Source organism: Fusicatenibacter sp. (assembly GCF_050872605.1).
Lineage (GTDB): Bacteria > Bacillota > Clostridia > Lachnospirales > Lachnospiraceae > Fusicatenibacter.
In genome coordinates, this window is sequence record NZ_JBNMHD010000004.1 from 13,156 (window position 1) to 39,345 (window position 26,190).

23 protein-coding genes are annotated in these 26,190 nt (G+C 49.0%); 15 read left to right on the forward strand and 8 right to left on the reverse strand.

Features of this window, described 5'->3' with window-relative positions; genetic code table 11:
• The first annotated feature begins 377 nt into the window (after window positions 1–377).
• Complete coding sequence (locus ACY2VT_RS02275) at window positions 378–911, forward strand: cob(I)yrinic acid a,c-diamide adenosyltransferase (RefSeq protein ID WP_173813651.1); 534 nt, start codon at window positions 378–380, stop codon at window positions 909–911.
• A 181-nt stretch (window positions 912–1,092) separates the two neighbouring features.
• Here the strand turns inward: ACY2VT_RS02275 and ACY2VT_RS02280 are convergent, their stop codons facing one another.
• The 4 genes from ACY2VT_RS02280 to ACY2VT_RS02295 are packed head-to-tail and all read right to left on the reverse strand — an operon-like array spanning window position 1,093 to window position 4,123.
• On the reverse strand, window positions 1,093–2,445 hold the full coding sequence (locus ACY2VT_RS02280) for an MATE family efflux transporter (protein WP_461878720.1): 1,353 nt from the start codon (window positions 2,443–2,445) through the stop codon (window positions 1,093–1,095).
• 18 nt (window positions 2,446–2,463) lie between these two features.
• Entirely contained in the window at window positions 2,464–2,862 is a 399-nt protein-coding gene (locus ACY2VT_RS02285) for a DUF4234 domain-containing protein (protein WP_173830376.1), read from the reverse strand.
• Window positions 2,863–2,877: 15 nt separating this feature from the next.
• Window positions 2,878–3,342: a DUF2752 domain-containing protein gene (locus ACY2VT_RS02290; protein WP_461878721.1), complete on the reverse strand. Its 465-nt coding sequence runs from the start codon at window positions 3,340–3,342 to the stop codon at window positions 2,878–2,880.
• Entirely contained in the window at window positions 3,308–4,123 is an 816-nt protein-coding gene (locus tag ACY2VT_RS02295) for a MurR/RpiR family transcriptional regulator (protein ID WP_461874312.1), read from the reverse strand. Before ACY2VT_RS02295 ends, ACY2VT_RS02290 begins: the two co-directional genes overlap by 35 nt.
• Before the next feature lie 242 nt (window positions 4,124–4,365).
• Here ACY2VT_RS02295 and nagA point away from each other — a divergent pair, with 242 nt between their 5' ends.
• The 5 genes from nagA (at window position 4,366) to ACY2VT_RS02320 (ending at window position 10,589) form a co-directional block, all read left to right on the forward strand.
• Window positions 4,366–5,475: an N-acetylglucosamine-6-phosphate deacetylase gene (gene nagA, locus ACY2VT_RS02300; protein WP_461878722.1), complete on the forward strand. Its 1,110-nt coding sequence runs from the start codon at window positions 4,366–4,368 to the stop codon at window positions 5,473–5,475.
• A 34-nt stretch (window positions 5,476–5,509) separates the two neighbouring features.
• Complete coding sequence (gene nagB, locus ACY2VT_RS02305) at window positions 5,510–6,250, forward strand: glucosamine-6-phosphate deaminase (protein WP_117761352.1); 741 nt, start codon at window positions 5,510–5,512, stop codon at window positions 6,248–6,250.
• 494 nt (window positions 6,251–6,744) lie between these two features.
• A complete protein-coding gene (gene metG, locus ACY2VT_RS02310) occupies window positions 6,745–8,727 on the forward strand; it encodes a methionine--tRNA ligase (protein WP_461878723.1) in 1,983 nt (660 codons plus the stop codon).
• Between the two features lie 191 nt (window positions 8,728–8,918).
• Window positions 8,919–9,671: a hypothetical protein gene (locus ACY2VT_RS02315; RefSeq protein ID WP_461878724.1), complete on the forward strand. Its 753-nt coding sequence runs from the start codon at window positions 8,919–8,921 to the stop codon at window positions 9,669–9,671.
• A gap of 531 nt (window positions 9,672–10,202) precedes the next feature.
• Window positions 10,203–10,589: a hypothetical protein gene (locus tag ACY2VT_RS02320; RefSeq protein ID WP_461878725.1), complete on the forward strand. Its 387-nt coding sequence runs from the start codon at window positions 10,203–10,205 to the stop codon at window positions 10,587–10,589.
• 63 nt (window positions 10,590–10,652) lie between these two features.
• Here ACY2VT_RS02320 and ACY2VT_RS02325 read toward each other — a convergent pair whose 3' ends face one another.
• A complete protein-coding gene (locus ACY2VT_RS02325; protein ID WP_461878726.1) occupies window positions 10,653–11,438 on the reverse strand; it encodes a type III pantothenate kinase in 786 nt (261 codons plus the stop codon).
• Between the two features lie 164 nt (window positions 11,439–11,602).
• On the opposite strand from ACY2VT_RS02325, the gene coaBC reads away from it, so the two are divergent.
• The 3 genes from coaBC to ACY2VT_RS02340 all read left to right on the forward strand — a co-directional run bounded on the left by coaBC (window position 11,603) and on the right by ACY2VT_RS02340 (window position 15,997).
• The gene (gene coaBC / locus ACY2VT_RS02330; protein ID WP_461878727.1) at window positions 11,603–12,799 is read left to right on the forward strand and encodes a bifunctional phosphopantothenoylcysteine decarboxylase/phosphopantothenate--cysteine ligase CoaBC; all 1,197 of its coding nucleotides are present in this window, start codon (window positions 11,603–11,605) and stop codon (window positions 12,797–12,799) included.
• Between the two features lie 206 nt (window positions 12,800–13,005).
• Window positions 13,006–13,776 carry a TatD family hydrolase gene (locus ACY2VT_RS02335; RefSeq protein WP_461878728.1) on the forward strand — a complete coding sequence of 257 codons (771 nt, stop codon included), beginning with the start codon at window positions 13,006–13,008 and terminating at the stop codon, window positions 13,774–13,776.
• A gap of 85 nt (window positions 13,777–13,861) precedes the next feature.
• Window positions 13,862–15,997, forward strand: coding sequence for an NlpC/P60 family protein (locus ACY2VT_RS02340; RefSeq protein WP_461878729.1), 2,136 nt, complete (start codon window positions 13,862–13,864; stop codon window positions 15,995–15,997).
• Here ACY2VT_RS02340 and ACY2VT_RS02345 read toward each other — a convergent pair.
• Together ACY2VT_RS02345 and ACY2VT_RS02350 are read right to left on the reverse strand one after the other, a co-directional pair.
• Window positions 15,979–16,827, reverse strand: coding sequence for an LD-carboxypeptidase (locus ACY2VT_RS02345; protein WP_461874323.1), 849 nt, complete (start codon window positions 16,825–16,827; stop codon window positions 15,979–15,981). The genes ACY2VT_RS02340 and ACY2VT_RS02345 overlap by 19 nt on opposite strands.
• A 132-nt stretch (window positions 16,828–16,959) precedes the next feature.
• On the reverse strand, window positions 16,960–17,994 hold the full coding sequence (locus ACY2VT_RS02350) for a threonine aldolase family protein (protein ID WP_461878730.1): 1,035 nt from the start codon (window positions 17,992–17,994) through the stop codon (window positions 16,960–16,962).
• Window positions 17,995–18,114: 120 nt separating this feature from the next.
• Between ACY2VT_RS02350 and ACY2VT_RS02355 the strand changes: the two genes are divergently transcribed.
• The 6 genes from ACY2VT_RS02355 to ACY2VT_RS02380 all read left to right on the forward strand — a co-directional run bounded on the left by ACY2VT_RS02355 (window position 18,115) and on the right by ACY2VT_RS02380 (window position 24,971).
• A complete protein-coding gene (locus ACY2VT_RS02355; protein ID WP_461874325.1) occupies window positions 18,115–19,062 on the forward strand; it encodes a hypothetical protein in 948 nt (315 codons plus the stop codon).
• 380 nt (window positions 19,063–19,442) lie between these two features.
• A complete protein-coding gene (locus ACY2VT_RS02360) occupies window positions 19,443–20,024 on the forward strand; it encodes a TetR/AcrR family transcriptional regulator (protein ID WP_461877773.1) in 582 nt (193 codons plus the stop codon).
• 25 nt (window positions 20,025–20,049) lie between these two features.
• A complete protein-coding gene (locus ACY2VT_RS02365) occupies window positions 20,050–21,411 on the forward strand; it encodes an alpha-amylase family glycosyl hydrolase (RefSeq protein ID WP_461878731.1) in 1,362 nt (453 codons plus the stop codon).
• Between the two features lie 14 nt (window positions 21,412–21,425).
• On the forward strand, window positions 21,426–23,396 hold the full coding sequence (glgB, locus tag ACY2VT_RS02370; RefSeq protein ID WP_461878732.1) for a 1,4-alpha-glucan branching protein GlgB: 1,971 nt from the start codon (window positions 21,426–21,428) through the stop codon (window positions 23,394–23,396).
• 257 nt (window positions 23,397–23,653) lie between these two features.
• Entirely contained in the window at window positions 23,654–24,319 is a 666-nt protein-coding gene (locus tag ACY2VT_RS02375; protein ID WP_461878733.1) for an MBL fold metallo-hydrolase, read from the forward strand.
• 148 nt (window positions 24,320–24,467) lie between these two features.
• Entirely contained in the window at window positions 24,468–24,971 is a 504-nt protein-coding gene (locus ACY2VT_RS02380; RefSeq protein ID WP_461878734.1) for a GNAT family N-acetyltransferase, read from the forward strand.
• 349 nt (window positions 24,972–25,320) lie between these two features.
• Here the strand turns inward: ACY2VT_RS02380 and ACY2VT_RS02385 are convergent, their stop codons facing one another.
• On the reverse strand, window positions 25,321–26,160 hold the full coding sequence (locus tag ACY2VT_RS02385) for a TraX family protein (protein WP_461878735.1): 840 nt from the start codon (window positions 26,158–26,160) through the stop codon (window positions 25,321–25,323).
• Window positions 26,161–26,190: the final 30 nt, after the last annotated feature.

The window sequence follows — 26,190 nt, forward strand, 5'->3', positions numbered from 1 at the left end:
TTCTATGCAGCAATGAAGTTGACACTGCAAGCTAAATTTACGTCTAGAACAGGTACGAATCTTACATACAAGTCGCTGTATACCAGTGAACTGTAATCAGCTTTAGTCCGCGATTATGATAGCCTGGTTGATTTTTTACTTGAATTGAGTATAATAAGTAAGAACAGAAATGTTCTCGATGTAAGAGCATCGTTAAAAGTTGGACTGCAGATGGAGCAGGATAAATTTCCATGCCGTTAAAGGCATCTTAACTGGATACCGGGGCTGACAACCAGCAGAAAATTCTTTACAAAAGATGTTCTTAGAGGAGTGTGGTTAAGTATCACACTCCTCGTTACATATGAGATATGGATAGTAAAAAAGAAAGGGATTCCAACATGGAAAAACAGACAGGCTGTGTCCACATCTACTGTGGGGATGGAAAAGGAAAGACGACTTGTGGTATGGGACTCTGCACGCGTGCGGCAGGGTATGGATACCGTGTTTTAATTTATCAGTTTATGAAAGATAACAGCACGAGCGAGAGAAAGGTGCTCTTGCTGTCGCCGAATGTGACGTTTGTGCCGGGGCAGGACAAGATAAAGTTTTCGTTTCTGATGACGCCGGAGGAGAAGGCAGAGCAGAAGCGGTATTATGAAGAGCAGTTTCAGAAAGTGACAGAAAAAGCGATTCAGGAAGAATACGATGTGCTGTTCCTGGATGAACTGGTCTATACGATCGGAAGCAAACTGTTTGATGAGCAGCTCCTTCTGGATTTTCTGGATCACAAGCCGGAGAAGCTGGAAGTGATTCTGACAGGGCAGGGACCATCGGAGGCGCTGATTGAGCGGGCGGACTATGTTTCGGAGCTGAAAAAAATCAAGCATCCGTTTGACAAGGGTCTTGCGGCAAGAGATGGAATCGAGCGGTAACGCTGAAAAAAACAAGAAAAAAGATACTGTTTTGCGGGGAAGATGATTCCATGCAGAACAGTATCTTTTTTCTTGTTTTTGCGGGCAATGAACCAAAATCCGTGATGGAACAAGTTTCTGGTGATTGCCGCGATAACTTGAGAAGTATCTGGAAGCCGCTGTAAGACAGAAAATAACGTTATTATTTCGCACCGCGATCCGCAATCATTTTCGTGGATTTCTTCACACAGTACAGACACGTCGGCCCAATATAGCAGCAGGCGGCGAGCCATGCAGCCTGATCCGCAAAGCAGATTGCGGTGAAGCCAAACGCACCGACAAATCCCAGGCAGACAATCGTCCGTGCCAGCATCTCCATTACGCCGGAGAAAACGGCTCTTCCCGAGTAGCCAAGTCCCTGCGTTACCATACGGCAGACATTCAAAATACCAAGCATCCAGTAGAAAAATCCGAGGCAGCGCAGATATTTTGCCGAAGCGTTGATTGCCTCGAAAGCAGAGCTGACAATAAAGAGCTTTGTCAGCGGCCGTCCGAACAGAATCATGATGACACCTGCAAACGCACCATAGCCGACACCGACAAGCACACCCTGGCGGAGTCCCTGACGGATTCGTTTTGCCTGGCCTGCTCCGAGATTCTGACTGCAGAAAACGGAAGCCGCGGTACTGATCGCATCAAACGGGCACATCATAAACTGTTTGATTTTCATAGCAGCTGTGAACGCCGAAACATAAACACTGCCAAGTCCATTATTCGCTGACTGCATTACCATACTGCCGATCGCCGTGATCGAAAACTGCAGTCCCGTCGGAATGCCCATTGCGAGGAGTTCCTGCGCGGCATCCTTTCGCAGAGTGCGGTTTTCCTTTGTCGGAAGCAGGAGCTTTACCTTACGGGAAATAAAAAACAGACATAAGAGTCCGCTGATCGCCTGGGCGGAAATCGTCGCAATCGCCGCGCCTGCGCATCCCAGATGCAGAATGATAATACAGAACAGGTCGAGGAAAATATTCAGGATTGCCGAAAATGCCAGAAACAGAAACGGTGTGCGGCTGTCCCCGACGGCACGCAGGATGCTGGAAAGATAATTGTACAGAATCGAAAACGGGATCCCGAGGAAAATCACAAGCTGATATGCGTAGGCATCCGCAAAGATATCGGACGGAACCGACAGCAGGTGCAGAATCGGTGCACAGAGTAAACTGCAGAGTGTGGTCAGAATGGCCGCAATCAGGACAGCAAGTGCAGCACCATTAAAAATATAATCGCGCATTTTATCAAGCTTTCCGGCGCCGAAATACTTTGCAACCGGAACACTGAATCCCGTGCAGCTTCCCATACAGAAGCCGAGCACCAGAAACTGTACACTGCTGCTTGCACCGACGCTGGCGAGCGCCTCCGGGCCAAGCGTCTGGCCGACGATCGCCGCATCAATGATGTTATACGTCTGCTGCAGCAGATTTCCGATGAGAAGCGGAAAGGCAAACGAGAGCATCAGCTTTACCGGATTTCCCTTTACCATAGATGTTGCCATAAAAAACGCCTCCCCTGCTTAATATGCACGTGAATTATAAACGAGTGCCGTCTTATTCAGGTTCTGGATCATGAAATAGTCGGCAACGAGCTGGCCGATTCCGCCGGTCAGGTAGCCAAGCAGCGTCCACAGAAGAATGGCGGAACCGTTTTCCTCAATCATCACACCGTAGCGGTCGTAGGATTCGCGGTACATGCGGTTCGCCTGTTTGTAACGCCAGTAAACACCGTAAATTCCACAGGTAACCCAGGACAGAAGCAGTACGATAATGTAGTTCGGGCTGTCTTCCCCATCGCCGTAAAAGACTGTGTTCAGATCTTCTACATAGACATACCAGAAGTAAATCGAGTAGAGTCCGCATGTCAGAAATGTGAGCAGAAGATAGACCCAGAAACTGCGGTTGTCTTTTACATTCATTTGTAAATACCCCCTTTAATTAAGATAGAACCATTGTAGCACGCGCCAGAGCGAGGGGTCAATAGAAAGGAGCGGGTCGTGGTGATAAATGCGCCAGGCATAAACGGCGAGAAACAGCACGACAAGCACCGTAATGATCCCCTTTTTAAAACGCCGAAGTCCCGCCGTCTGTTCCGGCCCGAAGAAGAGCCAGACGCCTGCGGGCAGCACGGCATAGACAAGCGGATGCATCCGAAACGCCGCCTGAAAATGACCCGAGAGCAGAAGCAGTACCGCACGGCTCATCCCGCAGCCCGGGCAGGAAATGCCGGTGGAAAACCGGATCGGACAGCCGATGCCTGTGAGGGTGATGAAGGCGACGTAAACGCCGAGGAGCAGGCAGAAGAAAAAGAAATCGCGGCAGCGTTTCTTCAGAAAAGGAAGATACGCGCTGCCGCGGCCGGGATCACGTTTCATGGAGTTTGGTGACGGCGTATTCATACAAAGCCTCCTTGCGTTCACTGTCGGTCGTGAGAAAATGCGAGTAGAGAACGTCGATCATCACGAGGATCGGGAACTGCGGAGAGATCGCGCCGCCGTTCTTCAGATGCTCCTTGACTGCCAGCAGCAGCACCTCATCGCAGAAGGTATCGTAATCGCTCGAACTGCGGGAGGTAAAGAGAATCGTCGAGGCCCCCTTTTCCTTTGCAGCGCCGAGTGCCCGCAGCACCTCCGGCGTCCGTCCGCTGACGGTGATGCCGATCGCCGCACAGCTCTCATCAAGCAGAACTGCGTTCATTTTCATGATGTGAATATCAGTAATTGCTTCAATATCCACGCCCGCAAGCATAAACCGCAGCTTCATCTCCTGCGCAGAAAGTCCTGAGCTTCCCAGACCGTAAACATACACCCGACGCTTCGAAGCGAGAATATGGCAGATGCGGTCAATCTGCGCGCGGTCGGCGAGCGAGTAGCTTTTATTCAGCAGCTCCTGATACGTATTCAGCACCTGTTTGATGTGATCGTCCGTGCCAGGCAGTGCGGCGTTCAGACCTTCCTGGTAACGGTAGACAAATTCGCGGTAGCCCGTGTAGCCGCATTTTTTCGCAAAGCGGGAGAGCGAAGCCTCCGAAACATAGAGCAGTTCCGAAACGTGGCGCGCGGACAGATCCGATTCGTCGGTATTATGAATAAAAAAATCTGCTACCGTCCGTTCCAGGGGAGTGAACGAGGGATAGACAGATTCAATAACAGGAATAATCGATTTTTCAAAGTGTTCCATGGAACGTAAGTCCTCCTGGTATCTGTAGGTAACTGAAAAAATTTCAGCCCATTTCTTACTGTATTGTATCACAGGCGGGGTGGTGAATCAACTTTCAATTGTGTGTGAATTGTACGTAAAAGCAGGCGGAAAAACGGAAAGAACTTTAATGATGTGAAAGTAATTTCTAAAATATAAAAATAGTTGAAAATAAAATCAACATAAATTATAATCAGAACAGATCAAAGAAAGAAGGCAAGACAATGATTATCAAAAACGGACGTGTATTTCAGGAAGACGGAACGTTTGCGGAAAAAGATCTTTATATAGAAGGAAAACGTTTCGTTTCCACAAAAGAAGAAGTGACCGATCAGGAAGTGATCGATGCGAAAGGCATGATGGTTCTGCCGGGACTGGTTGACGTACACAGCCACGGCGCTGCCGGACATGATTTTTCAGACGGAGACGTGGAAGGTTTAAAAGAGATCCTGCGCTACGAGAAAGCGCATGGCATCACCTCTTACTGCCCGACATCCATGACACTGCCAAAAGACGATCTGCTGAAAATCTTCGGAACCATCGAAGCAATCAAAGATGAGCCGGAAGCAGAAGTGATCGCCGGCGTCAACATGGAAGGACCGTTTATTGACCCGGTCAAAAAAGGCGCACAGGCAGAGGAGAACATCGTGGCTCCGAACGCTGAGTTCTTCCGCGCATGCAATGCGGTGAGCGGCGGAAAGATCCGTCTCGTAACCCTGGCCCCGAATATGCCTGGCTCACTGGAATTTATCAAAGAGGTTTCCGATGAAGTCATGGTTTCCATCGGCCATACGACAGCAGACTATGACACCGCGCTGGCTGCCATGAAAGCAGGAGCACACCATGTCACCCATCTGTACAACGCCATGCCGCCGTTCGCACACCGCAATCCTGGTGTCATCGGCGCCGCATTCGACGATCCCGAGTGCCGCATGGAGCTGATCTGTGACGGCTATCACATTCACGGTGCGGTTGTCCGCGCGACCTTCTCCATGATGGGAAGTGAGCGCATGGTTCTCATCAGCGATTCCATGATGGCAACGGGAATGCCGAACGGAACGTATTCTCTCGGGGGACAGGCTGTCTGGATGAAAGACGGAAAAGCAACCCTGACTGACGGCGAGACGATCGCGGGTTCCGCTACGAACCTGTACGACTGCATGAGAAAAGCAGTTTCGTTTGATATTCCGCTGGCAGATGCCATTTTTGCGGCAACAAGAAATCCGGCACAGAGCATCGGTATCTACGATGAAGTAGGATCCATTGCACCGGGCAAAAAAGCGCATGTACTTCTGGTGGACGACGAACTGAACCTGAAACAGGTTATTATGTAATTTATTATATAGAAGAAATTTGGAGGAAAAACAAATGTTATTAATTGAAGCAAAAGATTATAATGATATGAGCAGAAAAGCAGCAAACATCATCTCCGCGCAGGTGATCATGAAACCGCACGCAGTGCTCGGCCTTGCAACCGGATCTACCCCGGTCGGCGCTTACAAACAGCTGGTTGAGTGGTACAACAAAGGCGACCTCGATTTCGCAAACGTCACCAGCGTAAACCTGGACGAGTACAAAGGACTCTCCCCGGAGAATGATCAGAGCTATCGTTACTTCATGAACACCAACCTGTTCAATCATGTCAACATCAACAAAGAGCGCACCTTCGTTCCGAACGGACTGGAGCCGGACAGCGAAAAAGCATGTGCAGCATACAACGAAATCATCCGCAGCGTCGGCGGCATTGATCTGCAGCTGCTCGGACTTGGAAACAACGGCCACATCGGATTCAACGAGCCGGGCGCAGCTTTCGAGAAAGAGACACACTGCGTGGATCTGACCGAGAGCACCATTCAGGCAAATAAACGTTTCTTCGAAAAAGTAGAAGATGTTCCGACCCAGGCATACACCATGGGAATCAAGAACATCATGCAGGCAAGAAAAGTTCTGCTGATCGTCAGCGGCGAAGGAAAAGCAGAGATCCTCGACAAAGTTCTGTACGGACCGGTTACTCCGCAGGTTCCGGCTTCCATCCTGCAGCTTCACAACGATCTGACGGTTGTTGCAGATGAGGCAGCAATGTCTGTGATCAAAGCAAACCACAGATAATTTTTGCGATGAATAGAATGTCCGCCGAATGGGAAAAATATGAAAAATCCCCATTCGGCGGGCTTTTTTGCGGTTTACAAATCCATGTAAATGTGTTAGCATAAAACTAGCGCACAAAAGCAGTGCATAAAAACAAAACACAGTGACGAAGAGAGTACATCTGCTTCCGCGAATTTACAGAAAACACCCCCGAAAACCATTCCGGTTTTGCAGGCTGAGAGGGGAGGAGGAGCGGCAGATCGAACATGGCTTCCGAGAGGCGCACCGAACCGTGAGAACAACAATCCGAAACGGTAAGGCTGCGACAGGTTCCGCCTGTTACAGCGGAGAGGTATAGCACATGTACCTGCAGAGGTTTCTGCTGTGAGGCAGGGACGAAAAGAAGTGGTATCACGGGTAAACAAACCTGTCTTCTTCCGACGGCAAGAGAGCGGAATAAGGCAGTTTTTTTAGTTTGCGCACATACTGCGAACTGGAAAGGAGAAACAAATAAAATGGAAAAAATCAGACCGAAATATTATATCACCACGGCGATTGCCTACACATCCGGCAAGCCGCACATTGGAAACACCTACGAGATCGTACTCGCAGACAGCATCGCCCGCTTCAAACGTCAGCAGGGCTATGACGTATTCTTCCAGACCGGAACCGATGAGCACGGCCAGAAGATCGAGCTGAAAGCAGAAGAGGCAGGTATCACACCAAAAGAATTCGTAGACAACGTATCCACCGAGATCAAGAGAATCTGGGATCTGATGAATACTTCCTATGACAAATTCATCCGTACCACCGATGCGGATCATGAGGCGCAGGTACAGAAAATCTTCAAAAAACTGTACGATCAGGGAGATATCTACAAAGGATATTATGAAGGACTTTACTGTACACCGTGTGAATCCTTCTTCACCGAGTCCCAGCTCGTAGACGGAAAATGCCCGGACTGCGGACGCCCGGTTACACCGGCAAAAGAAGAGGCATATTTCTTCAAAATGAGCAAATATGCACCGAGACTGATCGATTATATCAACACCCATCCGGAGTTCATCCAGCCAGTTTCCAGAAAGAACGAGATGATGAACAACTTCCTTCTTCCGGGACTGCAGGATCTCTGTGTATCCAGAACCTCCTTCACCTGGGGAATCCCGGTATCCTTCGATCCGAAGCACGTTACCTACGTATGGCTGGACGCACTGACCAACTACATCACCGGAATCGGTTATGACTGTGACGGAAACAGCTCCGAGCAGTTCAACAAGCTGTGGCCGGCAGACCTGCATCTGATCGGAAAAGACATCATCCGTTTCCATACCATTTACTGGCCGATCTTCCTGATGGCACTTGATCTGCCGCTGCCGAAACAGGTATTTGGCCATCCGTGGCTGCTGCAGGGCGACGGCAAGATGAGTAAATCCAAAGGAAACGTGATCTACGCAGACGATCTGGTAGACCTGTTCGGCGTAGACGCTGTCCGCTACTTCGTTCTGCACGAGATGCCGTTCGAGAACGACGGTGTCATCACCTGGGAGCTGCTGGTTGAGCGTATGAATTCCGACCTTGCCAATACTCTTGGAAACCTGGTAAACCGTACCATCTCCATGAGCAACAAATACTTCGGCGGCGTTGTGACAAAGACAGGCGCAGCAGAAGAAGTGGATGATGATCTGAAAGCAGTCGTTACCGCAACAAAAGCAAAAGTTGCTGCCAAGATGGAAGAGCTGCGTGTGGCAGATGCAATGACCGAGATCTTTGGTCTGTTCAAACGCTGCAACAAATACATCGACGAGACGATGCCGTGGGCGCTGGCAAAGGACGAGGCAAAGAAAGACCGTCTGGAAGAGGTTCTGTACAACCTGGTAGAGAGCATCACCATCGGTGCATGTCTGCTGGAGTCCTTCATGCCGGAGACCACCGAGAAGATCCTTGCTCAGTTAAATGCAGAAAAACGCAGCTACGAAGAGCTCGATCAGTTCGGACTGTATGTATCGGGCAATAAAGTAACCGATCAGCCGCAGATCCTGTTCCAGAGACTCGATGTCAAAGAGGTTATGGAAAAAGTAGAAGTGATCCAGGCAAAACAGAAAGCTGCCATGGCTGCCGCATCCGGAGAAGAAGAAAAAGAAGAGGAGGCAGTGATCGACCTTGAGCCGAAGGAGGAAATTACCTTCGAAGATTTCGGAAAAATGCAGTTCCAGGTAGGTGAAATCATCTCCTGCGAGCCAGTGAAGAAATCGAAAAAACTTCTCTGCTTCCAGGTCAAAGTCGGAAGCCAGACAAGACAGATCGTCTCCGGAATCAAAGCATATTACAAACCGGAAGACACCATCGGAATGAAGGTTATGGTCCTCACCAACCTCAAACCAGCCAAACTGGCAGGCATGATGTCTGAAGGAATGCTCCTCTGCGCCGAAGACGCCGAAGGCAACGTATGCCTCATGACCCCGGAAAAAGCAATGCCGGCGGGTGCGGAGATCTGCTGATGGATTAAAAGAAAAATAGAGTAAATAGAGAAATCCCTTTCCATGCGTGATGTGTGGGGAGGGATTTTTTGCATGTGAAAAAGTTAAGGAAAACGTCATATAAAGATTCTGAATCTTATGATAATATAATAATAAAGAGAGAATATTTGAACGGGTTTATCGAATATGACAACAGAAAGGAGGAGTGTTGAATGAGAAAAATGCGGACGTTATTTCTGGTTTTACTTTGCTGCGGACTGTCATTGTATGCGGGGGTATCTTATGTAAAGGCAGAGGAAAAGGTTTCTTCTGATTACGATGCTTATTTGCAGGAAACAGGGATGCCGGAGAATGAGATACAAAAGCTGGATGAGCATGTGAAGCAGTTTATTGTCGATGATTTAAAAAGCGGAGATGGAAAATTTGAGTATATGAAAATCGATGTAGGAAAACAGGCGATGAATGGAAGAGAGGAAGATTTCGAAGGGATTGAGTTCTATGCATCAGCCTTCAAAAATGGTTCGACGATTTATATTTATCCGACCTATGAATTTACAGAGAACAAAAAACTCTGTGGAAACGACAGCTTTTCGTTTTTGTTGGGAGAGGCGATAAGACCGTATGAATTTGGCGGAACCTTATGGTACAAAAACAGCAAAATGAACGACTGGGAAGTCAGTGGAAATCTTGTCGCAAATAATCAACAGCTAAACGGCGCCGGCTATTCCGGAAGCCAGTTGGGAACATCAAATTCTGCAATGAAATTTATGGGAACCACATATTGCCATGCTACAGTGGGGACGGGGGATGATAACAGAATTTTGATGGGGTATTCGTATCAGCCGAAGAAAGTAAGGGTTGAGTTATTTGGATGGGAGCTTTCAGGAAGGCAGATGATTTTTGTGCTGGCGGGAGGAATTGTTGTGGGGATCGTATGGTGGTGGAAAGAGAAAGTTTTGAAATAAGTGTCGAACGTAAAATACAACCAAAAAGAAACACTATAATATAACCGAAAAGAGTAAATTTGTTGTTGAAAGCTGATTGTGAAGAGGATATAATAAAAATATGGGTGCTATCAAAACGGTAGGCGGTTAGTCCTTCGACAGAGGGTTGCTGAGTGCCGGTGGCACTCGTTTAGCAACGACCGAAACGAAGTGTAGACCTGTGACCCTCTGATTACATAGAAACTCGAAAGAGAATCTTTTGAAAGGAGGGCTAAGCCAATGAGTATTATGGACTTTCTTGCAGTAATGAGCTTCGGCTTAACCTGCTTTAGTATCGGATATACGCTTGGCAAGGATAACAATAAGACACAAAAATAACCGCCATACAGTCTGACAAACGTTGCGGTTATTTTTGCAAACTATATCGGACTAACCGTCTATCGGTAGCACTCTTTTCCAATATCATAGTATCACGCTTTTGTGGAAATGTCAAAAGTTCTTTTTGCTTTGTTTTGAAAAAAGTTTGGATGAGGAGATGAAACCAGATGATCTATGCTTACGATAAATTATGCCGGGATCAATAAAAATACGAAGCAGCCGAAAAAGGCAGTTTCTTTTCTGCAGCTGCTGTACAGCGAAGAAGTTTTATCCGGAGAGGGAATCCCGATCGATGGGCGGATGGAAGGCAGCGGGGTGAAGTTTCCACAGGGTGTTTCGGTTTATAAAAAAGATCTGGAGAAACGGATACGGAATCTTTCAAAAGAGGATCAGGAGCAGATGCGGGATATACAGGGGAAGATCACAGCCGTTCGGTTTTACAGTGAGCTGGATGGAAAGCTGAATGCTTTGCTGATGAAATATGGCGCGCAGTCGGATGAGGGAGAGAAACGTGCGCTTGCTGAGAATGCAATACGGGAGTGGAAGAAATTATTAAAATAAAAGAATCGCTGCATCACCGGAAAGAGTTCTGATACGTTCTCTTCGGGATGCAACGATTTTTGCTTAATGCGTACAATTCTTCTCATACAAAAACGCCAGCCCCTTCAGCAGCAGATCCGGGTCGTAGATGTGGGGGTGCTGGACGAGCGGTTCGATGAAGCGGGCGGCGCCGCCGGTGAGGATGAGGGTGGCGGGGGAGCCGAGTTCGGCTTCGATGCGCTGCACCATGCCGTCGAGCATCGCGGCCATGCCGGCAATTGTGCCGGAGAGGATGCATTCTTCGGTGTTTTGCCCGATGATACGCACCGGAGTCTGGAGGTCGAGCCGTGGGAGCTGGGCGGTCCGCTCGGAGAGGGCGTTAAGTCCCATGTCGAGTCCCGGTGCGATAGCTCCGCCGCAGAAGACGCTGTTTTCGCGGATGACATTGAACGTCGTTGCGGTTCCGAGATCCACGGTGATGACCGGCAGTGGATAATGTGCGGCAGCCCAGGCTGCATCGACGAGGCGGTCGCGGCCTACTCTTTCCGGTTCCGGGATGGAAAACGTCATGCCGAGATCACTTTCGGATGTGACGAGCAGCGGTTCTGTGCCGAACAGATAGCGGACACATTCCTGCAGAAGCGTCAGGACCGGCGGAACGACGCTGGAAATGATGACTCCGCGAAAGTCGGACGGGGAAAGATTTTCGTCTTCAAAAAGCTGCTCGATCGCAGTCTCATACTGGCTGGCAGACCAGGTGTGGTTGATGTCAATCCGGGCTGTAAATTCGAGGGAATACGCCTGCTGCGGTGCGGTCCGGACGCCGCCGAGCGTGACGGTTGTATTCCCGATATCGATGGCTAAAATCATAAAAATACCTCGCGCTTATTTTAAAAGTAGAGCTCTTTTGTCCTTTTATTATAAAGCCTTTTTGCATCAATGGCAAACAGGATTGGTTGTAATCTGTTTTTTTGTCTGCTATACTAAAACTATCTTAGGAAAAAGCTGCTTCGAGGCAGCAGAACGGAGTTACAATGGAAAATCTTCACGGAAAATGTGTTGTACTTGGTGTGACAGGCGGAATTGCCGCCTATAAAATGGCAAACGTGGCAAGCGGCCTTCGGAAAGCCGGAGCGGATGTGCATGTCATCATGACCGAAAATGCGACGCAGTTCATCACCCCGCTGACGTTTGAGACGCTGACCAACAACCGCTGCGTGGTCGATACGTTTGCGCGTGATTTTAAATATGAGGTGACGCATATTTCGCTGGCAAAAGCGGCGGATCTGATCATGATTGCCCCGGCTACCGCCAATGTGATTGCAAAAATGGCACACGGCATTGCAGATGATATGCTGACGACGGTGGTGCTCGCAGCGCAGTGCAAAAAGCTGGTCGCTCCGGCGATGAATACGGCGATGCTGGAAAATCCGATTACGCAGGATAATCTGGCGACGCTGAAAAAATACGGCTTCAGCATCATCGAGCCGAGCGTGGGAATGCTGGCGTGCAAGGATGTCGGAAAAGGAAAACTGCCGGACCCGGAGGTGCTGCTTGATTACATTGCGATGGAACTGGCGCACGAAAAAACGCTTGCCGGTGTGCGCGTTACCGTGACCGCAGGCCCGACGCAGGAATCCCTCGATCCGGTGCGGTATCTGACGAACCACAGCAGCGGCCGCATGGGATACGCGATTGCGCGGGAGGCGATGCTCCGCGGCGCGCAGGTAACGCTGATTTCCGGCCCGGTTTCATTAGCCCCGGTTCCGGGCGTTGCGATGCGACCGGTGACGACGGCGAAGGATATGCTGGAGGCGGTGCAGGAGACATTGCCGGAGACAGACATTCTGATCAAGGCGGCCGCAGTTGCCGATTACCGGCCTGCGACAGTGGCGGATCAGAAGATCAAAAAGAAAGACGGCGACATGAGTATTCCGCTGGAGCGCACCGATGATATTCTGGGATGGGTGGAAAAGAACCGTCATCCGGGTCTGTTTGTGTGCGGATTTTCGATGGAAACGGAGAATATGGTGGAAAACTCGCGCGCGAAGCTGGAGAAGAAGCATCTCGACATGATCGCGGCGAACAATCTGAAGACGGAGGGCGCCGGCTTCGGTGTGGCGACGAATGTGGTGACGCTGATCACGAAGGACGGCATCAAGGAGCTTCCGCTCATGGGAAAAGACGAAGTGGCTGGCTGCCTGCTGGACGAGATCGCGGCGCGGCGGTGATCGTGTTAATCTGTGATATATTTTTTCGTTTCCTGGTTGACGCGGGAAAAATGAATGCGTTATAATAAGCACAGGCGCAGCGGCGCACTTTACTTTTACGAAAAACAACGAACGATAGGATAGATAAACGTGGAAACGGAAACAGGGGAAGGCTATGCAGAGCTTTCTTCCGTTTCTGTTTCGTTTTTTTAAGGAGAAATTCGGATATGATATTTGAAACACATGCACATTATGACGATGAGAAATTTGATGAAGACCGCGCAGAGCTGCTTTCTTCGATGCAGGAAAACGGGATCGGGCGCATCATCAATGTCTCGGCAAATCTGGAATCACTGGAAAATACAAGAAAACTGATGGAAGCGTATCCGTTCATCTACGGCGCGTTCGGCTTTCACCCGGATGAGGTGGGTGATCTGAACGAGGACGTGATGGCGCGGATGCGGGAACTCTGCCGCATGGAAAAGGCGGTCGCGGTCGGTGAGATCGGCCTTGACTATTACTGGGACAAGGAGAATCACGAGAAGCAGGAATACTGGTTCCGCCGTCAGATTGCGCTTGCCCGGGAAGAAAAACTTCCGATGATTATTCACAGCAGGGAGGCGGCGGCCGATACGCTCCGCGTCATGAAAGAGGAAAAATCGGAGGAGATCGGCGGCGTCATTCATTGTTTTTCCTACTCCGTGGAGATGGCGGAGGAATACCTGAAAATGGGATTTTATCTTGGCATTGGCGGCGTGGTGACGTTCAAAAATGCGAAGAAGATCAAAGAAGTGGTTCAGATGGCTCCGATGGAGCGTATTCTGCTGGAAACAGACAGTCCGTATCTGGCACCGGTTCCGTACCGGGGAAAACGAAATTCTTCTCTGTATCTGCCGTACGTGGTGCGGGAGATCGCAGAACTCAAGGGAATTTCGGAAGAAGAAGTCATTGAGACGACAGAAAAAAATGCGGTCAGACTGTTTCGGGCAGAGAAATAGGAAGCGATACAAGAGGTGTTTCTTCTGTTTTATTTGTTCGGATCAATTTCGTCTGGCCGGACAAATTGAATAGGAGAAAGCGAAAATGGTTGATAAAACAATGATGGGCGACAAATGCGCCGAGCTGGTGCGCGCCGCGATGATCGGCGCGCTCGCAGTGACACTGGGAAACCCGACAGCCGTTTATGCAGCAGAAGAGGAAACGGCCGATCCGGGACAGATTGGAATTGAGATTGCAGGGGAAGCAGCCGTTGGGGCTGCTTCTTTTTGCGTGGAAGAAGATGCGGCGGAGGCGCAGGCGGCCGAGGTTTCGGTGGAACAGAATGCGGAAGAAAATGGTGATGCGTCCGGGACGGAAGAGGCTGGAAATGACAGTGCGGCAGAACCGGAAAGTCCGCAGGATGATGGAACAGAAGAAACGGATTCGGAGAAGCCGCAGGGACCGGATTTGGGAGAGAGTGCGGACGTGGAGAAGCCGGGGGCGGATGCAGATGAAGTGCAGAAACCTGAGAGCGGAGAAGATACGGGGGTGACGAAACCGGGAGAGCCGGATTCGGGAAATCATGGCGAAATATCGGAAATGCCAGATTCGGGAGATCATACAGATATGCCGGAGACACCGGGTTCAGAAGGCGACACAGATACTTCGGAAAAGCCGGGAAACAGCGAAACGGATGATCCGTGGCCGGGAGAAGGGGAAGATGTTTCCAACGATCCCTGGCCGGGGCAGGAAGAAACAGAAGGCAGGAAAGAGGAAAACGGCGATGGAGATGGAACTCAGTTAGAGCCGCCGGAGGAAGAAAACGGCTCGGAAGGAAGTGTTGATGAAAGCACAGGAGGCAGTGCCAGTGCGAATCGTGAGGATAAGACAGCGGAAGCCTCTTCGAATTCTGCTTCATCACCATCAGTCGAACCGCCAGCCGCCGGGGCAGAACCTGTCTTTTCTGCCGAGCAGGAAGCCGCGCGCATGCGGGAAAGCTACAGCGCATGGCAAATGGCAGAAGCCGAAAAAGTCACGATTTCCCGTATGCCATGGCTGTTTCATACGGTAGAAAAAACATATGCCATCGCCGATGTCAATTCCTGGCTTCACGTCCGCGAAGGAAAAGGCACAGACCAGAAAATCGTCGGAATCCTGCCGAAGGGAAGCCTCTGCTATATCCTGGCGGATGAAGATTCCGACTGGGTTTATGTGGAATCGGGAGACGTCCGCGGATTTGTCTGCGCGCGGTATCTTCTGCGCGGAGAAGCGGCGGAAAAAGAGGTAAACCGTTGTCAAGAGGAAAGCTTTTCCCTGGCGGAAATGTGGGTAAAACCATGGAATAACAAGGCATATACCTATACGTATGCGACGACAAAAACACTCCTTTCCTCCGGCGAAGCACGTGGTGAGCTTCTGCAGTATGCGAAAAATTTTCTGGGAAATCCGTATGTCTGGGGTGGAACGAGTCTCATAAACGGCTGTGACTGTTCCGGATTTATCCAGCAGATTTTTTCCAATTTCGGCTACGCCCTTCCGCGCACCTCACGCCAGCAGGCAAAGGCTGGAACACGCATTCCCATACAGGAGGCAAAGCCTGGCGATCTGCTGTTTTACCAGCGGGAGAGCGGGTTTATTTATCATGTCATGATTTACCTCGGCGATGGAAAAGTGATTCACGCTGGAAGTGAGGCGACGGGAATTCTGATTTCGGATTTTAACTATGAAAAATCAACGGAATTTGCCGTGCGGGTGATTCCGGAAGAAGTGCGTGACAGCAAAACAGAAACGAAAGATGTGGATAATGGGAGAAAAGAAAAAAATTCTGTGGAAAACCAGGCCGTAGAAAACGGGAATGGTGGAAAAGAAAAGGCGGGAGCAGAAAATGTGCAGAAGACAAGTGCAGAAAATGCAGAAAACAGTACCGCAGGTGAACAGTTGGAAACCGCTTCGGGAAAATATCTCGGCAATTTCAAACTGACCGCCTACTGCAACTGCGCCGTCTGCTGCGGCCGCTGGGCGGGCGGCCCGACCGCGTCCGGAAAAATGCCGGAGCAGGGCCGCACCATTGCAACCGGTGTTCTGCCGTTCGGCACAAAACTGAACATCGGCGGCAAAATTTACACGGTCGAGGACCGCGGCACGCCGTACGGCCACATTGATATCTACATGGAAAATCACGCAGATGCGCAGGAGTTCGGCGTGCGCTACGCGGATGTGTATCAGTCAGAAGAAATCTGATAGAATCTGCCGATCACAGCAGCGTGCGCGTCCGTGCCGTGGCCGATGTATGGAGTTTGCGCAATTGGAAGATCCGACCCGGCGAATTGACGGACAAGGTGCGGCATATCCGGTGTCAGCTGGTCGCACTCCATTTTGGAAAATGTTCCGAGGAGAATTCCATTGATCTGCTCAAATGCATGCATCATTTTCAACTGGGACAGAAATGTAACCATCTGCGGAACACCGCCGCCCATGGCTTCGAGAAGCAGGATTTTTCCGCGGAAGTCCGGCTGAAAATCTGTTCCGGCGAGCTTCAGAAAACAGCGGATATTTCCGCCGATCAGCACGCCTTCCATGTGATCGCCCTGCAGAAATGTGCACGGGAAGTCAAAGAGACTGGGAGACTGCCCGGAAAAAGCGTTTTGGAACAGAGTAATCTGCTCGGCGCTGTGGTCGTACAGCAGATTCCGAACCTGATACAGCATCGACTCATTTCCGGTCGCAGCCGTGATGGCATTGACAATCGTAGTGAGATCACTGTATCCCCAGAAACGCTTGCCGGAAGCCGCGATGACGGAAAAATCCAGATACGGCAGAACTTCATTCGCCATATCGCCGCCGGAAATATCAAAAATATCCGTAATTTCCGGGTCACGGTAAAGGTTCATCAACGCGGCTGCCCGCTCCGCGCCGGTACCGGAAAAGCCGGAACCATTGTCGTAGAGGCAGGGGCTTAAAACAGGCTCGAAGCCCAGCTCCTGCAGAATCTGACAGAGGCGCGCCAGATCGGCGGAAAAGGAAGGACGCATGGGGTTGGAGCAGGCGGTAATGCCAATTTTACGAGACATAAAGAAATCCTTTCTTAGAGTAAAACAAGGCAAAATCTGTATTTTCGTGGCACGCCGGACAGCTTTTTCTTTAACTTTGCAAAGTAGATTTAGAGATCGCCGGTGTTTGCAGAATGCCGGTTTTGTCAAAAATTATAAGGCTTTGAGGTCATCAATCAGTGCCTGCACTTCCGCCTCCGTCGTTGCCCAGCTGGTGCAGAACCGCGCAATATTTCCGCCGTCTGCGGATTTTCCCATCGGCTCGAAAATATAGCGTTTTTCCAGAGTTTCCTTCTGTGCATCGGTGAGAATCACAAACTGCTGATTCGTAAAACTCTCCACCCAGAACGGAATTCCCTGCGCCGCAAATGCTTCGCGGAGTTTCATCGCAAGCTCGTCTGCACGGCGTGTCGCAGTGAAATAGAGATCATGCTCCAGCAGACAGTGGAACTGCAGTCCGAGCAGCCAGCCTTTTGCCAGAACAGCACCGTTCTGCTTCATATAGGCTTTAAAGCGTTTTTTCAGCGCATCCGCTGTAATCACAACTGCTTCACCAAACAGTGCACCGCATTTCGTTCCGCCGAAATAGAAAACATCCGTGAGCGCAGCAAGATCTGTGAGTGCAACATCATTCTTTTCCGAACCAAGCCCGTATCCAAGCCGTGCCCCGTCTAAAAACAGATACATACCATACTTGCGGCAGACATCATGAATATTCTTCAGCTCCTGCAGCGAATACAGCGTTCCCTGCTCCGTCGGAAATGAAAGATACACCATCTTCGGCTCCGTCAGATATTCCGGCTCGCCGCCTTCATAATAAGCCGCCGCACACGCAGCAATCTGTTCCGCCGAAATTTTGCCATCTGTATTCGGCAGCTCCAGAATCTTATGTCCGGTGTTCTCAATCGAAGCCGCCTCATGGCAGTTAATATGCCCGGTATCCGCCGCAATCACACTCTGCACCGGCGAAAGCGCCGCCGCCGTCACAATAAAATTCGCCTGCGTCGCCCCCGGAAAAAAGTGAACCGCCGCATCCGCACAATGAATCTTCTTCCGAATCAGCTCCGCAGCCTTCTCACACCATTCATCCTCACCATATCCACCATAACTGTTCTCGTTAATTGCCCCCAGCGCCTCCAGAATCTCAGAATGTGCGCCATGATTGTAGTCATTATTAAATCGTATCATCAGTTTACGTTCTCCTTAAAATAAATTTGAAAAAATGCTGTTTCCATTATACGGCATCCGAAGGAAAACAGCAATTGGAGAACAAAAAGAGAAAATGCCAAAAACGCAGAAGGAGGACTATTGAATCAGGAAATTAAAAATACCATAGAAACCACAACAGACATGGGTGCGCAGTACGACGCCTGTGCCAAAAGAATATTAGGCCAGAAAATCATCCTGGCACATATCCTGGTAAAAACCGTGGACGAATTTTACGGAATGAACCCAAAAGTCGCCGCACTTTTAATTGAAGGCCAGCCCTATATCAGTAAAGTACCGATTGACCCTGGCCTGACCAATCATACATATGAAAAAAACGGAGAGCGTATCGTCGGTCTGAATACAGAAAATCAGGAACTGAATGAGGGCTTGATTCGCTTTGACATCATCTTTTACGTGCGAATGCGCGACGGCCTGTCCCAGATCATCATCAATATCGAAGCCCAGCGCGGCGACCCAAACGAATACGACATCCTGAACAGAGCCACATTCTACGCCAGTCGCATGATCTCGTCACAGAAAGAACGAGATTTCAAAAATTCAAATTATGATGATATTAAGCGTATATATTCCATTTGGATCTGTATGGACTGGAAAGAAAACTGTATGAATTACTTCCATTTCACAGACGAGCCTGTCCTTGGATCGTATTATTGGAAAGGAAAAAGAGATCTGATCAATATTGTAATGATCGGTCTGGGAAAAACATTGCCGGAGCAGAGCGAAGAATATGAACTGCATCGTCTGCTTGGGGCTTTGTTGTCAAAAAAGCTTTCCGTAGAGAGAAAAAGTGATATACTAGAAGAAGAGTATGACATACCAATGGAGCAGGAGTTAGGAAAGGAAGTGAAAGCTATGGGCAGTTTGAGTGAAGGGATTAAAAGAGAAGCATTTGCAGAAGGAGAGAGTGAGATTATCCGCAAACTTTATCAAAAAGGTTTTCCTGTTGAACAGATTGCATCGATTACGGATAAGTCAGAAGACGAAGTGCGTGCAATGATAGAAAGAAAAGAACTTGAACTCGTGTAAACAACAGTCCTGAAAATAAAAAAAGAACCGACAGGGAAATCCTAAACCAAAACCAAGATTTCCCCGTTGGTTCTTTTTCTTTTGTACCTATTTTCGCCCATTATATATTTTGCATTGACTTTTTATATACCGATTGGTATAATGATAACAGAAACACACATAAGAAGCCTGCAAAATCCAACAAAATTCGTCAAAATTGCCAATCATTCACGCAATCCGACCATCACACACAAATACAGACTTCTTACAACAATAACCAACAAAAGCATTTCATAACAAAACAAATGCAAACTCACACGTAACCAATCAACCCAACAACCACACCGCGGCCAGGCTCAGCTCTCTGGAGTTCGCCATCCGCATCCACAAGAGGAATCAAAATGGACAATCGTCAGCTAATCATGAACTCAGCTCTGACCCTCTTCTACGAAAGCGGGTACGACGCCGTCGGTGTTCAGCAGATCGTAGACTCCGTCGGAGTCTCCAAACCGACCTTATACTATTACTTCGGCAGCAAACAGGGTCTCCTCGAAGCTCTGTTAAACGAACACTTTCAGCCTATGGAACAAAAACTCACCGAAGCCTCCGAGATCGGGAAAAACATCCCCGAAAAACTGTACCGCATCGCGCGTGCCTTCTTCAACGGAGCCTCGGAAGATCCGAAGTTCTATATGCTGATGATGTCACTGTTCTATTCCGGAAGAAAAAGCGAAGGCTTCCGCACCGTATACCCCATGATCGACCGTTTCTACCGCCTGTGCGTCGATGTCTTCGACAACGCCAGCGCAGAACTCGGCAACATGAACGGCCGCCAGGAACAATTCGCCGTAGGCTTTTCCGGAACTCTGATGCATTACCTGATGATGACAGCAGGAAATCACTCCGATCTTTCCGGGCTTGTCATCCGGGACGAAGAAGTCTACCGGCTGGTACACCAATTTATGTATGGAATTTATTCATAACGCAAAAACAAGGAGGACAATTATAATGGCACCATGGTATGAAGAGGCAGAATTTTATCACATCTATCCGATCGGACTGACCGGTGCGCCGAGGAAAAATGAATTGGAAGAAACGGCACACCGTTTTTCCACACTGGAACAGTGGCTTTCACATATCGCTGATCTTGGCTGCACTGCAATCTACATTGGACCCTTGTTTGAATCAACCACACATGGATACGATACAAAAGACTACAAACAGGTAGACCGTCGTTTAGGCGACAATGCGGATTTTACCGCTTACGTGAAAAAAGCGCACAAACTCGGTATCAAAGTGGTCGTAGACGGTGTCTTCAACCACACCGGCCGTGAATTTTTTGCGTTCCGCGACATTCAGGAAAAAAGAGAACAGTCTCCGTACTGCAGCTGGTATAAAGGAATCTGGTTTGGAGGGAACACCTGCTATAACGACGGATTTTCCTACGAAGCATGGAGAAACTGCTTTGAGCTTGTCAATCTGAATCTCCAGAACCAGCAGGTTCGTGACTATCTGCTGGACGTCATCGATTTCTGGATCGACGAATTCGACATTGACGGTATCCGTCTCGACTGCGCAGACTGCCTGGATTTTGGGTTTATGGAACAGATGCGTGCACGCACATCCGCAAAAAAACAGGATTTCTGGCTGATGGGTGAAGTCATCCACGGCGACTATGCACGTTATATCGGAGATGGACAGCATCTGCTGCACAGCGTCACAAACTACGAGCTTCACAAAGGACTTTATTCGGGACATAACGATCATAATTACTTTGAAATTGCACATACGATCCGCCGCGAATTTGATGAAAACGGCGGTATTTACAAAGGAAAGAAACTGTACAGCTTTGTTGACAACCACGATGTAGACCGTCTGGCCAGCAAGCTGAACGTAAAAGAAAACATGATTCCAATTTATGCGCTGCTGTACTTCCTGCCGGGCATCCCGTCCATCTATTACGGATCGGAATTCGGCATCGAGGGAAGAAAAGAAGGCGGAAACGATGATCCGCTGCGCCCGGCGCTGAATCTGGAAGAACTGGAAAAAAATCCGCCGGCAGAAAAACTTCCGGCTTGGATCAAAACATTATCAGACGTCAGAAAAAAACATCCTGCAGCACGAACGGGAAGATACCGCGAACTCATGCTGACCAACCGCCAGTATGCTTTTGCGCGCCTGGATGAAACAGACGCTCTGATCACGGCAGTAAATAATGATGAAAACCAGAGTGCGGGAGTTTCGATTCCGGCACCTTGCGACGGAACATGGAAAAACGCGGTAACCGGCGAAGCCATTTCTCCGGAAAATGGAAGACTTTTCGTTGAGATACCTCCGTGTGGCTGTGTTCTGATTGAAAAAGAAGCATAAAGGGGATTTTTTCTATGAAGGAAACTGCGAAAACAACGGCAAGAACAACAGCGAAAAAAGGAAAAGCGCCGAAAAAACCGGTGGGCTATCAGCCAAGATTTTCTGAACTGGATCAGTACTTATTCGGCCAGGCAACCCATTACGATATTTTCCGTAAAATGGGTGCGCACCTGGACAAAAAAGACGGCAAAGTAGGAGCCTGGTTCACCGTATGGGCTCCGCATGCGGCGGAAGTATCTGTCATCGGCGAATTCAACGGCTGGGATGCCCATGCCAATGTGATGCGGAAAGTCGGCGAGGACGGCGTTTATGAAGTGTTCGTTCCAGGCGTGACAGAAGGAATGATGTATAAATATTACATCCGCACACCGGACGGAAGAGAACTGTACAAAGCAGATCCATACGCATTTGCATCCGAAAAACGGCCGGGTACCGCTTCCAAAGTAGCCGAAATCGAGGGCTACCGCTGGGGTGACAGCGAATGGCTGACGAACCGCAAAAAATTTGACGTTCAGAAATCCGCGCTCTCCATCTACGAAGTGCATCCGGGTTCCTGGATGAAACATCCGTGGTCCGAATCCAACCCGGATGGATTCTACAATTACGTGCAGCTCGCACATTCGCTTGCCGATTACGTCAAAAAAATGGGCTATACCCACGTAGAACTGATGGGAATCGCCGAGCATCCGTTTGATGGTTCCTGGGGCTATCAGGTAACGGGCTATTACGCACCGACCTCCCGCTACGGAACACCGAAAGAGTTCAAATATCTTGTTGATTATCTGCATAAAAATAAAATCGGTGTTATTCTGGACTGGGTACCGGCGCATTTCCCGAAGGATGCGCACGGACTGGCCGACTTCGATGGACAGCCGCTGTACGAGTACGCCGACCCGAGAAAGGGCGAGCACCCGGAGTGGGGAACCAAGATCTTTGACTATGGCAAAAATGAAGTCAAGAACTTCATGCTGGCGAATGCGCTCTACTGGGTTGAAGAGTACCATGTAGACGGTCTTCGTGTAGATGCGGTTGCTTCCATGCTGTATCTCGATTACGGAAAAGAGCCAGGTCAGTGGGTGCCGAACAGGAACGGTGGAAATGAAAATCTGGAAGCCGTTGAGTTTTTCAAACATCTGAATACACTGGTGCGCGGACGAAACAAGGGTGTGATCATGATCGCCGAGGAGTCCACAACATGGCCGAAGGTAACCGGAAGCGTGGAGGAAGGCGGCCTGCACTTCTCCTACAAATGGAACATGGGATGGATGCATGACTTCCTTGATTATATGAAGCTCGATCCGTATTTCCGCAAATACAACCATAACAAGATGACGTTCGGTATGACGTATGCGTTTTCCGAAAATTACATTCTTGTGTTGTCGCATGACGAGGTGGTTCACCTGAAATGCTCTATGATCAACAAAATGCCGGGCAATCTGGATGAAAAATTCCAAAACCTGATGGTGGGCTATGCCTTCATGTTTGGCCATCCCGGTAAAAAGCTGCTGTTCATGGGACAGGATTTCGGACAGCTCCGCGAGTGGAGCGAGGAACGGGAGATTGACTGGTTCCTGCTGGCAGAAGAGGGACATCAGCATTTGCAGGCCTTCTTTAGTGACCTGCTGAAAATGTACAGAAAGTATCCGGCACTTTATGCGAATGATTGCGGCTACGAAGGCTTCCAGTGGATCAACGCCGACGACGGCGACAGGAGCATCTACAGCTTTGTCCGCTGGTCACCGACAGGAAAAAACAACCTGTTGTTTGTTTGCAATTTCACACCGGTCGAGCGTCCGGACTATATGTGTGGTGTACCGCGCAAAAAACAGTACCGCCTGGTACTCGACAGCTCCGATATGAAATACGGCGGTCCGACCGAAAAACGCCAGGTAGTCTACCGCGCCAAAACGGGAGAATGCGATGGCCAGCCATATCGGATTGCCTATTCACTTCCGGCGTATGGTGTGGCGGTGTTCAGCTTCTAAATAAGATAATTTTTGTAACGATTCAGAACCATGCGAAATGGAAGAAAAATCGTGAATCATGTTTACATGAATGAGCTGTTTTTCTGGAATTTCATATGGCGAGAAGCAACATCGAGATGCAGCGTAAGCGGAATCGAGATGGGGCTCTGAATAGCTGCTAATTTTCATTAATATCATGACCGGCAGAGAACGAAAGAGATTTCATAAATCTGTCGGTCATTGTGTTTTGTGTTCGAAGGAAAAGAGGTGTTGATTTGATGAAAGAAGAAAGAAAAGAGCCGATACAGATTCCGCACATCCAGACAATCAACAATCACATTTCCTATCTTACACCGACAGAACATCCACTTTCGGCAAATGTTGTGATCATCGAGGGTGATGCATTTTTCTGGATATATGACGTGGGAAATCATCCTGCGGTTTCAGAAATTCTGCAGAAAAAGTCAGAACAGACCGGAAAAGAAATTCGGGTGATTTTATCCCATTTTCATCCCGACCATATCGGGAATCTGTCGGAGATTTCGTGCGAAGCGGTTTACCAGGGGAAAAATACGTTTCGTTATACAAAAACAGGAACTGTGATAGAAGAAGATACGTGGTTTCAGGACGGTGACGTGCGGTTACATTTATTTCCGATTCCATCGAGTCATGCCAAAGGATCGCTTGCATTGGAAGTGAATGAAACGTGGTGTTTCCTCGGAGATGCCGCATATGCGACGCAGAAAAACGGACAGACCGTTTATAATGCCGAGCGCCTGCTGGCAGAAATCCGAGTTCTAAAAAACGTGCGTGCGCCGCATTTTTTTCTGAGCCACAGCGAACCGTTTCAGCAGAACAAAGAGGATGTGCTGGAATGGATGGAAGCGATTTATGAGAAACGGAAACGAGATGAATCATATATAAAAACACCCCAGCGCGTATGACAGGGAGTCCTTCGAGGCTGAATCAGTTATGCCACTTCGGCAATTCAGAGCTTGCATTAGCTTTTTGAGCCTGGTACCATTGTGCGAAGCAATAAGCAGGGGGTTGGGACTTACTTGATTCGGTTAAAAAAACAAGGGAGATGAAAAAATGAATGAAATTATAGCTTTACAGAAATATGAAAACGAAGCACAACTTGCAAAAGATCTGATTCGAGGCTTTTGGCTGGCTCATGGTGATTATGTCATAACCGACGAAGAGGCTGCGGAGAATCTTGCTGCCTGGACAGACAAAGGGCATGTGTTTTATATTATCTTAAAAGAAGAGATCCCCATTGGATTTGTGCATCTCGGAAGCCGCGGGGCGGAAGTTGACTGGATCGAAGATCTTTTCGTACTTCCGGAATACCAGGGAAACGGATACGGAAGTCATGCGATTGCGCTGGTCGAAGCCGAGATAAAAAAGTATTCTGAATCTGTCTATCTTGAGGTAGCTGCGCGAAATTTTGAAGCGATGAAACTCTATCATAGATTGGGATATCATTGCCTGAACACCGTGACGTTACGCAAAGATTTTCAACCGGAGAATTTTGAAGTGATTCGCAGCGAAGAGCTTTTGGGGTATCCGCTGGAAGTTAAGAAGTATATTAAGTAGAATCTCACGCCGATTTGCGCAGCAAATCCAGACCTTCTCGACCTCCCGTCCTCAACTATCAGCCCGGAAGTGCGTCTGTGTCGCCTGGGACTGTGCCCTGGGGCGGTGGCGTTGAGAAATGTGTTAGTAGTTCTTAGAAAAAGAGCGGGGCGAATGACAGACTGCCTGATGGTGTTCCACACCAGCAGGCAAGGCATACTAAGCCGGGAAATCATCAGGATTTCCTGGCGCATTATGCCGGTGTCTGTTATTCGCCCCGCTCTTTTTCTATTAGAACTACTTCACATTTCTCACAGCCATCGCCCCAGGGCACAGTCCCAGGCGGCGCAGGCGCACTTCCGGGCGTCCGTCAAATCACCGCAACCCCCGCCATCCCCAGTACCGCCGCAATCGCAAACAGCACCAGCAGATGCACCGGATAAAACGCATAAAACGGATACTTCAGATTCAATCCCCGTTTTCCGTTATAAAAATGCACCGGAATCATAGCCAGAAAACAGGTGATTTCATTCAGACTCAACAGCGTAAGCACCGCACACCCGATTCCGATACAGTACATTTTATTCTTTCTCATATTATACATCAGCACAATCGTCAGAATTCCCATTGCACTGTAATCTGTCTTCAACAGCGTGGCCACTGCACAGGCTGCCACAATCACCAGCAGCTTGCCAACCGAAACCTTCCAGTTCGCCCTCTGCCATGCACCGGCATCTTTTTGCGCTTTTGAATCGATTTTCTGCAGAAAAATCATCATCACAAGGCCGATAAATAAAGTGAAAAAGACATTCTGATAATCCAGATAAAACGGTTTTCCCGCAAATGCCAGATCGAACGGAATCTCCGAAACCAGTGCAAAAATCCCAAGATTCAGCGCATACTTTTTCACATCATGCGTATGCATGAACCCTTCAATCAACAGAAAACAGAAAATCGGAAAACTGATCCTTCCGATTGCGCGCATAATCATATCCGCATAATAAATCACAGCTGTGTTTCCGGTAGAGAGAAATGATGCGCCTCCGTCCGAAGCGTTCACCGCATTCAGAAGACCGCGGGAAATCAGGATTCGGTCGAAAAGTACAGCTGCAGTGTGGTCGATCAGCATACAGACCATCGCAATGATTTTCAAGGTACTGCCGGGAATTTTACCGGCGCTTTTTACGGGTTTCGCAGTAGTAGCTGCCATATAAAACATCCTTTCTGGAACGCAAACGAA